This window comes from Phaeodactylibacter sp. (assembly GCF_040219495.1).
GTDB lineage: Bacteria > Bacteroidota > Bacteroidia > Chitinophagales > Saprospiraceae > Phaeodactylibacter.
Genome location: NZ_JAVJSK010000079.1, coordinates 49,290 through 62,033 on the forward strand (window position 1 = coordinate 49,290; position 12,744 = coordinate 62,033).

The window sequence follows — 12,744 nt, forward strand, 5'->3', positions numbered from 1 at the left end:
GGATTTATTGAATGATTATTTTCTGTATTTGCTGGGTGTCGGAGCCAGCTCGCAGGTAGTAGATGCCAGGTGGTAAATGCCCGATGTCTATCCGCTGCACCAGTTTCTGTAGGTTCACTTGGTGTACTACCTGCCCAAAATTATTGAATAATTGCAGTGGGAGCGCAGCTGCACCGGGACGGGTTTGCTCCACGTAGAGTACGGAAGTTGCCGGATTCGGAAAAACCTTCAGCGGCAGAGACTGATCGGGCGAACGGACAGCCACAGGCTCGCCCTCATACCGGTGATGTACTTCCAGATTGGCCAGGTAAGCCTGGTCCACCCCACGGAAATAGAGGCGAAGCGCTTCAATCTGTTCAAACCAGTGGTACAATGCAGGCGGCTCATTGATATCTGTGCCATGCGCTTCATTCAGCTGATCGACGATGAGCCCCTCAAACTGATCGGAACGCGGTGTTTCCATAAACATCACCAGCTCATTATCGCTTTCGGGCGCCAGCGCATCCCTTTGGTAGAAGGACAGGCGGTTGGGGGCAATGACCCATGTGTAGTGCTTCCAGTGGGTAGTGGAGGCCAGTGCCAGGCCTTCATTCTTTTGGGTGGGGCTCAGAGGATAGGGGTCACCCTGCCCGGGCGTGCCCCCGCCGGCCTCGCTGGAAAAACCAGGCAGCCAGTACCCAAAAGCCTGCTCTATTTCGCCCTCCAACTCTTCACCGCCCCCGTAGAGCATCAATCCGCCAGACTGGAAAGCACCGGTGTTTTCGGTATTGCGGAGGCGCATATTGTAGGCCGGCCGTCCAAAGGGTGCTTCCGCTGACAGGTCATCAATGGCCCCAAACGGAATACCGTTTTCGGGATAATCATGCAAAAGCGTCACCACTATCCGCCCGGACTCGCCCCAGCCGGGGCTGTTCAGTGCATCCCAAAGGGCATCGAATTCCACGATAAGGGTGTCTGCTTCCCGGGAGATGGGCGTGGGAAACCGAAAATCCACCGCCTGCGATGCCCGGATGGTATTGGGCTGATACCCGGCATACTCCATGGCTTTGGGCGTCATGTGTATGGCCTGGTAGGTCAGCCCCCGGCTATCCTCAATGGAATCGTACTGAAAGCCGCTTTCCACTTCGGTATTGTCGCCCCAGATCAGGAGGCGGGAAAGGTCGGTGAAGGCGGAGGTGTCGGAGAAGTCCTCGCTGATGATCAGGGTGTCCTGTAAGGATTGGGCCTGTGCAGGTAGAACATGGACCAGTCCAAATAACAAGTAAAATAGGTTTCGCATGGTGTGAAAAGGCTTTGGAATTAGATCGTATTAAAGGAACCTTAGGTTCCGGCTATTTACTAATCACCTCACAATCCTTCAGGTCATAGTAGGGCTGCTGACCATCTGAAGACTTGGCTAGCGGAGTGTTAAGTATAGCGTTTTTCAGCCCGCGGCCATATAGTACCTTAAGTTCCGCCTGCCGGGCTTCGGTCCGGGTAGGGTAGAAGGCTTTCAGGGTGCCGTTGGCGATCTTTTTAGGGAACTGCCAGTCCGCCGGGACTTCCTCCGTTTCCGGCCAGTTGATCACCACATTGTCCAGTACGAAGTTGTGGATGTTTTCGGTGACAATGGCGGCTTTGGCAGTCTTGGCAGCGCGCTTGACGGGTGCAAATTGCGAACTTGTGACTTCATCCACATGCGGTACCGGGTCTTCAATCCAGGGGTAAGTGAGGTTGACGTTACGGAGGGTCAGGTTTTCAATGGCGTACCCGTCGCCGGCGGTCATAAGGATGCGCCCGCCGGTCTTGGCGTGGAAATTGGTGATGGTCACATTGCGCAGGCGTGGCTTGCGGCCCTCGTAGTCGTACTGCTTCTTTTCCTGGTGCATCCAGTCTCCGTTTCGGCCACCCGCTCCGGGCTCCGGCAGATAGAGGCTCAGGTGGATGGGGCGATTGTAGAGCAGCGGGGTCCGGGAGTCGGTGATAATGTTGTCGACTAGTATGTCTTCTACTGTTCCGGCGCTTTCGGCGTAAATAGCGAAGGCACGGGAGGAGCCATAGATCACGCTGTTGCTAAAGGTTACCTGCTTAATATCCCGGAAGGTTTCGTTGCCAATCTTCAGCGCAGCGCAGGAGCACTCGATGACGCAGTTGGTGACGGTGACGCGCTTGCAGTCGCGGGAATCCACCATAGTTTTTAGGCAGATGGCATCGTCGCAGGTTTTGATGATACAGTCGCTGATCGTCACATCGTGGCAGCCTGAAATGTCAATGCCATCCCCGTTCGGCGCAAACAGGTCGTTGATGATTTTAACGCCCTGCACCTGTATGCGGTCGCTGTCGTACAAATGAAGGGTCCAGCCGCCTCCGGTGAGCAGCAGCACATCCTTGATTCGTACATCCTGACAGTCTTGTATTTCCACCATGGGGCTGATCTTCAGGGGCTTGGCCATTTTCCACTGCGGGTCTTCTGCCGGGTCGAAGTCTTCCCAAAAAGCGGGCCCGTTGCCATCAATGGTGCCGCCGCCAATGATGGCGATATTGCGGGCATCCTTCCCAACAATAAGGTGGCGGGGCTGCCGGTCTTTGTTGTGCCCCCAGGTCATGACCGCGTAGTCCTCAATATTGGGAGAGCCAAGGATTTTTGCCCCGGACTGAACGTCCAGGGTGGTATTATCCTTCAGGAAAATGGTACCGCTGAGGTACACCCCCGGTGGAACCGTCACCGTGCCACCGCCCTGAGCAGCAGCAGAGTCAATGGCGCTTTGAATGGCGGTGGTATTCAGGGTAGCACTGTCTCCACGGGCGCCAAAGTCCTTTATATTCAGATAACCGCTATAGTGCTGGGTAAAACTGAGCGTAGACAGCAAAAGGCTGAAAGCCAGAAAAGTAAGTCTTGTCATTAATCTTGGTTTTGAATGCGTTCGAGTTCAGCGGCCATGGCTTGTACTTTGTCGGGATAAGTGGCAGCAAGGTTGTTTTGCTCCCCGGGGTCTTCCGACAGGTTGTACAACTGCTGCTCTGTAGCGATACCGCCCTCAATATCTTTTATGCCCTTAATCCAGGGGAATTCTTTTTCGGTGGGGGCGATGTATTTCCATTGCTCCTGCCTCAGCCCGAGGGTGAAGGCTTCCTCCAGCATCACCGACCGCCCTTCATCAGATTGTCCTGAGAGCGCAGGCCAGAGGGCTTTGCTGTCTTTAGCCTCAGCTTCCTGCAGTTCATGCCCCAGCAGCTCAGCAATGGAGGCATAGAGGTCTACCTGATTCCAAAGCGCCTCACTGCGCCCGGGCTGAATGTTTCCGGGCCAGCGCAGAATGGTTGGTACCCGGTTGCCACCTTCATAGATGCTGTACTTGCCGCCCCTGTATGGGCCGGCGGGCTGATGGCTGCCTAGCTTTTCCACGGCCTGGTCTGTGTAGCCGTCATCCAGCACAGGACCGTTATCACTGCTGAAAAACACCAGCGTATTTTCGGCTATGCCAAGGGAATCCAGCGCTTTCATCAACTGGCCTGTGACCCAGTCCATTTGCAGGATGGCATCGCCTCTGGGCCCCATCTTGCTTTTGCCTTCAAACCGGGGGTGGACAATGCGGGGCACATGGATGTCGTGAAAGGCATAGTACAAAAAGAAGGGCTGGCCTTTCTCCTGAGCCATAAACTGTATTGCTTTTTCCGGAAAGGAATACGGAAAGTCTTCATCCCGGAAGTGCGCCGCTTCTCCGCCTTCCATAAAACCAATGCGGCTCACGCCATTAATAATGGTACCACTATGCTGCGTATCGGCCGGCATTTTCAGTAATTCAGGATGACTGAGCCCGGTGGGCGTGTCATAGGGGCTGCCTCCTGAGGGATCATCTGTGAAACTGACTTGCAGGGGGTCGGCGGGGTTGAGGTTGACGACCTTGTGCTGTTCGACGTAAACACTCGGTACCCGATCACCGGTAGACGGCAACAGGAAACAATAATCGAAGCCAATCTCCAGCGGTCCGGGTTTGATCTCCTCATTCCAGTCCAGGTCGCCATCGCCCAGTCCAAGGTGCCATTTCCCAACCACACCGGTACGGTAGCCTTCGTCTTTTAGCATTGCCGGGAGAGTAGGAGTGCCAGGCCGAATCATCAATGGCGCATCGCCTGGCAATATCCCGGCTTTTCGCCGAAAGGCATAGTTGCCTGTAAGCAGGGCATAGCGGGAAGGCGAGCAAGTTGCTGCCGCACAGTGGGCATCGGTAAACAACCGGCCCTCTGAGGCGAGGCGGTCGATGTGAGGGGTTTGAATATCGGTGGCACCATAGCAGCTTAGGTCGCCGTAGCCCAGGTCATCTACGTAAACGAACAGAATATTGGGGGGTGGCGGGACTTCCGCGGCTGTTGGATCAGCCGCAGGGCTACAGCTCGTGGCCGCCAATAATACTGATAAGCAAAGGAATAAGGTCCGTTCAGACATTGGTCAAGGGCTTTGGAATTAGGAATACTGTGGTGGAGTTGTGTAACCCAGGTCCGGGCGTGGCCGTAGCGCAGCAGTAATTTTTTTTCAAAAGTTAGTGTAAAGATTACACCTAGAAGTCTCTGGTAACCTACTGTTGGATAGCGAGTTGTTGCACCACTTCCTATGCTGGCTATACAATAATTCATGAATTGAATCATCAAATACTGCATATTAAGTTGGGAATTCTACAGATTTGCTTAATTTAAATTCCAAAATCAAAACAATCAGATTCAATGAAAGAACTAGAGAAAAAAGGATCTAAAGGACTGGATCGCAGGTCTTTTATCCGTCAGGCCGGGATTGCCGCAGCGGGCATGACCATTGTGCCCAGCACCGTAGTTTCCGGACTGGGGCATATCATGCCTAGTGACAAATTAAACATTGCAGGCGTAGGTGTAGGCGGTATGGGCCGTTCTAACCTGCGCAATATGAATTCTCAAAATATCGTAGCGCTTTGTGATGTAGACTGGAAATACGCTGCCAAGTGCTTTAATGACTATCCGGATGCCGCCGTATACAAAGACTACCGCCGCATGATGGAGGATATGGGCGATGAAATCGATGCCGTAGTGGTAGGTACGCCTGACCATACGCACTACGTAGTCACCGCAGATGCCATGCGTGCCGGCAAGCACGTCTACGTACAGAAACCACTGACCCACTCGGTCTATGAGTCCCGCATGCTGGCCAAGCTGGCAAAAGAAACCGGCGTAGCCACACAGATGGGTAATCAGGGCAACTCCGGCGAGGGCATTCGTCAGGTTTGTGAGTGGATATGGAATGGTGAAATAGGTGAGGTAAAAGAAGTCCACGCATGGACCAACCGCCCGATCTGGCCACAGGGACTGGAACGTCCGGCGGAGACCCCATCGGTGCCGCCTACCCTTGATTGGGACCTCTTTATCGGCCCTGCTAAATGGCGGCCTTATCACCCGGCTTACACACCGTGGAACTGGCGTGCATGGTGGGACTTCGGTACCGGTGCTCTGGGTGATATGGGATGTCATATTATTGATCCGGTTTTCAAGGCGCTGAACCTTGGGCAGCCTACCGCTTTCGAGGGTAGTTCTTCACAGGTCAATACCGAAAGCGCACCGATTGCTGAAAAGGTAACCTATTACTTCCCTGAGCGCAAGAAGATGGGCAAGGTTAACATGCCTGCCGTTGAGTTTACCTGGTACGATGGGGGCTTGCTGCCAGATCGCCCTGAGGGAATCCCTGAGGGTAAAATCCTTGGTGACGGTGGTGGCGGTGCCATGTTTGTTGGAACCAAAGGAACATTGATTTGCAGCACCTACGCTCGTAATCCATACATCGTAGGCCGGGAGAATGATCCACCAAAGGCAACCAATGAATTGCGCCGTGTGGAAACCAGTCACGAGATGGACTGGGTGCGTGCCTGTAAGGAAGACGCTAAGGGTCGTACAGAAGCCTCTTCACACTTTGGCTACTCTGCGCCATTGAATGAAGTAGTTGTTATGGGTAACCTTGCCATTCGTTTACAGGACTTGAAGCGTAAGCTGGAATGGGATGGTGCCAATATGAAGATTACCAATATCGCCGATGATGAAGAAATCCGGGTAGTATCTTCGGATAGCTTCACCGTGGTGGACGGCGACCCGCGTTTCGACACGCAATATGCGACCATCAATGCGAAGCAGGCAATGGAGTCGTACGTTAAGCGGCCATACCGTAAAGGTTGGAATTATTAAGATCAACGAAAAACAAAACTTTGATTATGAAATTCAAAATTCTTTTGTTTGCTGCTTTGGCGTTTGCACTGGCTTCGTGTCAGGGCGGTGCCTCGGAAGCTACCGAAGGGGAAACCACAGAAGCAGAAGCTACTGAGGATGCTCCCAAGGAAGCTACAGCAATAAATACGCTCACGGAGGAGGAAAAAGCCGATGGCTGGATGCTCCTGTTTGATGGCGAAAGTACCGATCAGTGGAAGGGTTACTGCAAAGACGGTTTCCCGGAAAGGGGCTGGAAGGTAGTAGATGGTGCCATCATGTGCGAAGCTTCCGGCAAGGGTGAAGCTGGTGGCGGTGGCGACATCATCACCAAGGACGCCTTTGGCAACTTTGAGCTGAAACTGGAATGGAAAATTTCCGAAGGCGGCAACAGCGGTATTTTCTACCTGGCCCGCGAGAAGTGCGGTGAGGAAGAAGGACAGCCCATCTGGAAATCAGCTCCGGAGATGCAAATCCTGGATAATGAGAAGCACCCGGATGCGCGCCTCGGAAAGGATGGCAACCGTCAGGCTGGGTCTCTTTATGACCTTATCCCGGCTAAGCCGCAAAATGCGGTGCCAGCCAATAGTGGTTGGAACGAGGTAACTATACTGTCTTATGATGGTACGATTGTACACACTCAGAATGGTGAGAATGTCGTAGAATACCACCTCTGGACAGACGACTGGAGGGAGATGGTCGCCAACAGTAAGTTCAAGGACTACCAGGACTTCATTGACGTAGCGAAGGAAGGGCACATTGGCCTTCAGGACCACGGCAATGATGTTTGGTTCCGGAATATTAAGATCAAGAAGCTGTAAATCAGGCAGTGCTCTTGATTAAGTTTAAACCGGCTGTGGGCATTGGGCTTGCAGCCGGTTTTTGTATCCGTTTACTCTTGTTGATGCAGTAAGTATTTTAATCTAGGATAGAAAACTTTGACCGTAATGAAATTAAGCCAGCGTACTTTTGGTTTGCCATTTTCGCGCTTTGTTCTATCGCATTTCAACAGGTCATGCCCTTTGAATGAGAGGTAGTAGAATTGAACCAGAGCCTAAATCGAGGTTATCATTAGATACTTGATCAACCGAACGCTTAATTTCATGGGCTGATAAAAATGCTGGTGATGAATCTACAGTAAAATGAAAAGAATAGCCATCATTGCGATCATACTTCTGGTAGGGTGTACCCGTAGCGACCAGGATTCTAAATACTTAAGATGGGTTGGCGACGCTGAGCCCGACCCTGAAATGGATGCCAGCGATTTCCAGTTATGTGGCAGCGAAAAATTGGTTCAGCAGTACTTCTACTTCGGGCAGGGGCTTCAGTATGAAGGGGAGAAGACAGCGCTGCGAAAACGATTTAAAGAAGCGTATCTACCAGTAGAAACAGCTCAAAGTGGTTTGGTAAGGATCCGCTTTATTGTCAACTGCCAGGGACAGGCTGGAAGATTTAGAATGATAGGCTCCGATTTAGACTATCAGGAACAAATTTTTGATGAACGGATCACCAACCAGTTATTAAAGATTACCCAATCATTGGATGGTTGGGCAGTGCTCTCAAAAAGTGGCAAACCCCGGGATTATTACCAATACCTAATCTTTAAGATCAACAACGGAGAACTAACTGATATTTTGCCATGAGAATGCTTCTGATTTTTGTTTTAGCTGTTGTGTCCGCTCGTTTAGCTGCTCAGCCCAATTGTAACGCCTATAAGTATAACGGAGACGAGTTAAAGTATAAGGCTTGTAAAGCTATGGAAAAAGTGAAAGGGCACTATCAGTTCAGCAGAGCTTTCCAGGAAGCACTCGATGAGGCGCTTGCGATCGATTCTACCTTTGCATACGCTTACCGGATTAAATCTACTGCATATCTGAAGAGTGGTGATTTTATCACCTGGAAAAAGCTAATGGACAAAGCCGTGAAATACGATCCGGAGGGCGAGCTATTCTATCGGGCTTCGTGCCGCTATCAGTTTTTTAGAGATTATGCGGGAGCTATAAAAGATATTGAACTTTTAGATAGCCTGGTCGACTATAATATCGGTTATTCCCAAAATGGCGATTATCACCTCAATATTATCAAAGCTTTGTCCTATAAGGCTATTGGGAAACCGAATGAGTCCTTACAGATATTCGAACGACAACTAAGTGATAGCACGCATAGCGTTGGTATTTACGATTATTTACATTTGGGAGTTCTTTACCTGGAAATGGGAAAATTTTCCTTGGCTCTGCGTGCTTTAAAACAGCAGGCATTAGAAAATGATATCGCGGAAAACAGGTACTATATGGCTTTGGCCTGTAAGGCACTGGGGGATGAAAAGGGCTACCTGGAAAACATAAAACTTGCCAAGGAGAAGTACGAAAACGGAGTGAAAATGTTTGACCCCTACGTTGAAAAAATGGATCAAATATTTTTAACTGACATCATGGATGCCATGAAAACTGAGGGCTTTTGAAAAGGTTAAAAGCCTTTGAATTGGCTGATTTTCAGATTCAATCGTGGCTATTCCACCTAATTCCCTTTTGCAGTAAATGCTTTGATCACCTGCCGCCCAACCCGATCTCCTACTTCCAGCCCTACCTCATTGTCGGTGCGGAAATGCACCCCTCCCTCAAAGCGGGATTCTGAGCACTCCCTTGCGAGCGCTGTAAATAAAGCCTCGTCTCCGGGGAACAGGAACGAGAGGACTCTGGCTATGGATCCGGCAACGGTGGTATGCCCGGCAGGATAGCCCGGGAAGTTCGGTGTGTCAATCAGAATAGGTTTAAAGGAAGGGTCGTACTGAAACGGGCGGATGCCCCAGTAGTGGTATTTCCCATCCCATGCCGCAATGATGGCATCGAATCGGGCGGTGTGGAAAACGGCATTCGCAAAGGCGGCTTCCATTGGATTCAGATCGTATTCCAAAATTTTGCGTTCGACTAATAGGTCCCATACCGGTTCGCTTTTCCACTTCCAGGCTATGGTGCTGCTTTGATGGGCAGCGTTGAATTGCCGGAGCTCCTCCATGTCAGCAGTCCAGTCGGTGGGCGGTGGGTCGGGCCGGAACTGATCGGCTTGCTTCAGGGTGAGCGGCTTCCATTGCCTTTTCATCGGGTCCCAGGGGCTGGGATTGCCTGACCACAGGCTATCCGCCTGAGGCACTTGCCCTTCCCACCTGCGGTCTGTACGGTCAGTTTTCGCATATTCGATGTACTGTTGGGCTATCTTCCGGCCCATTTCCAATCCTTTTTCAATATCGGAGGGGAATACCAACCCTGTAGCCAGGCGGGCAGACTTGAAGGCAATGAGATGACTGTCCAACATAGCCTGCTGCTCCGGAAAGTAATATCCGATAATCCGATGTGCCGCTCCGGCTGCCGCACTCCATTCGCAGAGGGAGGAGGAATATTCCGGTTCCGCTCCAAGCTTTTTTACCCTTTGATCGTATTGGTAAGCTGCCTTGCGGAAATGTGCCTGTTTGTGCTTCCAAACTTCCACCGTAGCGTCATAGACCGCAAGATGTAGAATGGCCACCCGGCCTCCATTTTTATGTCCTTTATGGTTCCGGCTCGCCTGCATGAGCAATTGGTGCCAGCGGTAAGCGGGATAGGCGTTGTTCCAGTACCGTACAGCCCATAAACCCTCCGCTTCCATCTGTTGCTGGGCTGCTGTGATATCCGGGATTTCATCCAGTAGTGCTTCTTCACTGACTGGAAGCACAGGTTCTTCCAGTTCAAACTTGAAGGGCATATATCCGGAGGCTGCCATTTGCCCGTACCCTGGGGATGGAGCAATCAGGATGATTATCAGGCAAAATATGGGTGCGAATAGTAGGGTAGACCAATGAGCAGATGTGTACATGAATCGTTTTTTTTTAGAAAGGGGATACTTCATATTAACCAATACTGGGTGGAATGGCTTAAAAGTCTTTTGGGAATTTTGGATATTTAGGATTGGAAATGGGGGTGGTGTGACCACGGAATACGCGGAAAACATGGAAATGGGGGGTGGGTAACCACGGAATACGCGGAAAACCCGGAAATGGGGGTGGTGTGACCACGGAATACGCGGAAAACCCGGAAATGGGGGGGTAACCACAGAATACACAGAATACACAGAAATTAGGGAGCTTTAAAAATATAGAATATGGACAATCACGAAGGATTATTATACAAGGAAGAGAGTTACCGGATTCGGGGTGCTGTATTTGAGGTGTACAGGGAGATGGGCGCTGGTTTTTTGGAAGCAGTTTACCAAGAGTGCTTGGAAAGGGAGTTGCGTAGTCAGCAAATCCCCTTTGTTTCACAGCCTGCCCTTGATCTTTTTTATAAGCAGGAAAAGCTAGATACTATTTACAGGCCAGACTTGATTTGTTACGGCAAGATTATCGTAGAGCTGAAAGCGGTAAAAGAAATCGCGGATGAGCATCGGGCCCAGTTGCATAACTATTTGAAGGGTACTGGTTTTCGGCTAGGGTTTTTGGTGAATTTTGGGCATTACCCCAAAGCGACAATAGAAAGAATTATAAAATAGCCTACCGCCACCATAGCTAAAGCATTCCGTGTATTCTGTGCCTTCTGTGGTAAAAAAGCATGCCTCGGTGTATTCCGCGTCTTCTGTGATAAAAAAAGTATACCAGCCCAAAAGGCTCTGTTTGGTCAGGGTCAATCTGCTTTGGGGCATGTTGTTTTCCTCTGTCACTTATCAATTTTTTCCGGTACTTTTTGTGAAATCCGGAAATAGGTGTTGCATAGGTCACGATTGAGTTTGTCTGCAATGGTGATAATGCCAACGGGTTGGTTTTCGCCCCCATCGCCCCTGCCTGCCACTTCCTGATCTTTAAATTGGTACCAGTGGCTTCCCACAGCATATGGGTAGGACGCCCAGGTAAGGACATAATTTTCTATCATATCATACCGCTCGTGGTCAGGAAAGTTCTCATAAACAGGCCACAACTGTTTAGGGGTTCGGGGTGGAATATGGTGTTCTCCTATCAGAATGGGTTTTTTCGCGGCATCGTACCACAAATCCATTTCCTCCCGAAAGGGATAAGCGCTGTAGACATTGACCGATAAAACATCGGCATATTTTCCAACCTTTTGGGCAACCCCTTCCATATGATCAAAGTTACGAGTAAACCGGCACCCCAGATACAAATGATTGGGATCATATTTCCGAATGGCAGCGCTGATCACAGAAAAATACCTTTCCGCATACCATTCCATTTTTGCCTCATCTCCCGGAATATTTTTAAGTTCTCTCCCTGTGTAGCTCATGGAATCAATCCGGGGAATGTCTCTCCAGGACATCTCGTTGTCAACAAAATAGCCTAAGAGATAAGGGTCATTGCTGAAATGCTGAATACCAGCAAATACACTATCAACATGATGTACCCATTGGGGATGAAAAACATCGGGCAGATTTCCAAAAGCAGTGAATTTGCTGGCGCCTCTGGTGTCAAGGGTGAATGTATAGGGTATTTCAGGTTCGTGGAAAAAGAGGGTGTCACTCCAGTTTCCAACCGTATTGAATCCTATGGTTTTCATACGTTCAATAGTATGCGCTCTCCATTGGTCATAGTCTTCGTACTTCTGCTTAATGTTCCAGGTGTAATGAGAAAAGTATGTTGAATCATTGAAAAAACACTCGGGGCATTCCTGATAGGATGGCAGGTGTTCAAAAATTGCTTCCCTTCCTTCAACCCTTGTAACGTCTGCTGTGCCCCGGAACGATTTGCGCCGCACACCATTTATGCCCAGGCTGAAAAACGGATTGCCTTCAGGCGTAACCAGATACCAGCGTCCATCCTTAAGTTGTGTTGTGAAAAAACCAGTAGCATCCAATAATATACCTGTTCCTTTGTATCCTCCATATTTATCTTTTTGATGTTTTCCGGGGGTAGCAGATAAAGAATCAAGGTATCTGACCTCTTTTTCCCTTTCTATCAATTCCTCCTGGGTTTTGACCTTTTCAGGATAGCTAGCCAGGTTGCGTTGGCCAAAACGGTCGACCAGTACCTCAGGGGCATCAGAAAAGTACAGGCGAATCCATTCGATTTTACATTCAACAGCTTCAGCAGAACTTACCTTCAGATAAGTAGGTTTGGCATCCAATCCGCCCAGCAGCCCCGTTTCTTTCATTGCCACGGTGTATTCGTTTTTTCCTTTTTCCAACCGGAGGGTGTCATGCGTACGGGTGCGGCTTCCAAAAACCTCTATTACCAAACGGGAAGGGGTAGAGGAATGAATATTTAGAACAAGTTTCTGGCTGTTTTTCCAGGAAACCGGCAGACCGGCACTTTCAGGTGTAAAACGAAAGTATCCGTCTTCTGAGAAGTTAAGGGCAATTGCACTGTTATTCACTTTAAACGATACGCCTTCCCATTGCACATTAGCAATTTTTTCCTGTCGGGCACCACCAAAAACGCCGATGGTTTCCCGCCGATCACCTTCCTGGCCCTCCAACAAATTTGAAAAATCAGATTCCACAAATTCCCCGTGGGGAGAACAAGAGAAAAGAATCGGGATTAAAAACAAAAGGAGAAAATTTCTGCTCATG

At 49.9% G+C, this 12,744-nt stretch carries 10 protein-coding genes; 5 read left to right on the forward strand and 5 right to left on the reverse strand.

All coding sequences use genetic code 11. The annotated features are described in order from the left end of the window. Window positions 1–4 precede the first annotated feature (4 nt). Genes RIC19_RS11545 through RIC19_RS11555 form a run of 3 tightly spaced genes read right to left on the reverse strand, consistent with a single transcriptional unit; the run spans window position 5 to window position 4,426 of the window. The gene (locus RIC19_RS11545) at window positions 5–1,279 is read right to left on the reverse strand and encodes a T9SS type A sorting domain-containing protein (RefSeq protein ID WP_350178474.1); all 1,275 of its coding nucleotides are present in this window, start codon (window positions 1,277–1,279) and stop codon (window positions 5–7) included. Between the two features lie 52 nt (window positions 1,280–1,331). After that, the gene (locus tag RIC19_RS11550) at window positions 1,332–2,882 is read right to left on the reverse strand and encodes a glycoside hydrolase family 28 protein (RefSeq protein WP_350178475.1); all 1,551 of its coding nucleotides are present in this window, start codon (window positions 2,880–2,882) and stop codon (window positions 1,332–1,334) included. Continuing rightward, window positions 2,882–4,426 carry a sulfatase family protein gene (locus RIC19_RS11555; RefSeq protein WP_350178476.1) on the reverse strand — a complete coding sequence of 515 codons (1,545 nt, stop codon included), beginning with the start codon at window positions 4,424–4,426 and terminating at the stop codon, window positions 2,882–2,884. The genes RIC19_RS11550 and RIC19_RS11555 overlap by 1 nt, the downstream gene beginning before the upstream one ends. 275 nt (window positions 4,427–4,701) lie before the next feature. Between RIC19_RS11555 and RIC19_RS11560 the strand changes: the two genes are divergently transcribed. From RIC19_RS11560 to RIC19_RS11575, 4 genes are all read left to right on the forward strand, one after another. Beyond that, window positions 4,702–6,180 carry a glycoside 3-dehydrogenase gene (locus tag RIC19_RS11560; protein ID WP_350178477.1) on the forward strand — a complete coding sequence of 493 codons (1,479 nt, stop codon included), beginning with the start codon at window positions 4,702–4,704 and terminating at the stop codon, window positions 6,178–6,180. Between the two features lie 26 nt (window positions 6,181–6,206). Further along, on the forward strand, window positions 6,207–7,019 hold the full coding sequence (locus RIC19_RS11565; RefSeq protein ID WP_350178478.1) for a 3-keto-disaccharide hydrolase: 813 nt from the start codon (window positions 6,207–6,209) through the stop codon (window positions 7,017–7,019). A gap of 321 nt (window positions 7,020–7,340) precedes the next feature. Continuing rightward, window positions 7,341–7,841, forward strand: a complete 501-nt coding sequence (locus tag RIC19_RS11570; RefSeq protein ID WP_350178479.1) for a hypothetical protein — start codon at window positions 7,341–7,343, stop codon at window positions 7,839–7,841. Beyond that, window positions 7,838–8,659 (forward strand): tetratricopeptide repeat protein, encoded by an 822-nt coding sequence (locus RIC19_RS11575; protein WP_350178480.1) that lies wholly within the window; start codon window positions 7,838–7,840, stop codon window positions 8,657–8,659. The genes RIC19_RS11570 and RIC19_RS11575 overlap by 4 nt, the downstream gene beginning before the upstream one ends. 56 nt (window positions 8,660–8,715) lie before the next feature. Here RIC19_RS11575 and RIC19_RS11580 read toward each other — a convergent pair whose 3' ends face one another. Further along, window positions 8,716–10,047, reverse strand: a complete 1,332-nt coding sequence (locus RIC19_RS11580; protein WP_350178481.1) for a vanadium-dependent haloperoxidase — start codon at window positions 10,045–10,047, stop codon at window positions 8,716–8,718. A gap of 285 nt (window positions 10,048–10,332) precedes the next feature. Here RIC19_RS11580 and RIC19_RS11585 point away from each other — a divergent pair, with 285 nt between their 5' ends. After that, window positions 10,333–10,719 (forward strand): GxxExxY protein, encoded by a 387-nt coding sequence (locus RIC19_RS11585; protein WP_350178482.1) that lies wholly within the window; start codon window positions 10,333–10,335, stop codon window positions 10,717–10,719. Between the two features lie 164 nt (window positions 10,720–10,883). On the opposite strand, the gene RIC19_RS11590 is transcribed toward RIC19_RS11585, so the two are convergent. After that, complete coding sequence (locus RIC19_RS11590) at window positions 10,884–12,743, reverse strand: hypothetical protein (RefSeq protein ID WP_350178483.1); 1,860 nt, start codon at window positions 12,741–12,743, stop codon at window positions 10,884–10,886. Window position 12,744 lies beyond the last annotated feature (1 nt).

Coding starts and splice junctions, on each gene's coding strand:
- RIC19_RS11545 (WP_350178474.1), bottom strand. CDS start 1,279: ATGCGAAACCTATTTTACTTGTTATTTGGACTGGTCCATGTTCTACCT.
- RIC19_RS11550 (WP_350178475.1), bottom strand. CDS start 2,882: ATGACAAGACTTACTTTTCTGGCTTTCAGCCTTTTGCTGTCTACGCTC.
- RIC19_RS11555 (WP_350178476.1), bottom strand. CDS start 4,426: ATGTCTGAACGGACCTTATTCCTTTGCTTATCAGTATTATTGGCGGCC.
- RIC19_RS11560 (WP_350178477.1), top strand. CDS start 4,702: ATGAAAGAACTAGAGAAAAAAGGATCTAAAGGACTGGATCGCAGGTCT.
- RIC19_RS11565 (WP_350178478.1), top strand. CDS start 6,207: ATGAAATTCAAAATTCTTTTGTTTGCTGCTTTGGCGTTTGCACTGGCT.
- RIC19_RS11570 (WP_350178479.1), top strand. CDS start 7,341: ATGAAAAGAATAGCCATCATTGCGATCATACTTCTGGTAGGGTGTACC.
- RIC19_RS11575 (WP_350178480.1), top strand. CDS start 7,838: ATGAGAATGCTTCTGATTTTTGTTTTAGCTGTTGTGTCCGCTCGTTTA.
- RIC19_RS11580 (WP_350178481.1), bottom strand. CDS start 10,047: ATGTACACATCTGCTCATTGGTCTACCCTACTATTCGCACCCATATTT.
- RIC19_RS11585 (WP_350178482.1), top strand. CDS start 10,333: ATGGACAATCACGAAGGATTATTATACAAGGAAGAGAGTTACCGGATT.
- RIC19_RS11590 (WP_350178483.1), bottom strand. CDS start 12,743: ATGAGCAGAAATTTTCTCCTTTTGTTTTTAATCCCGATTCTTTTCTCT.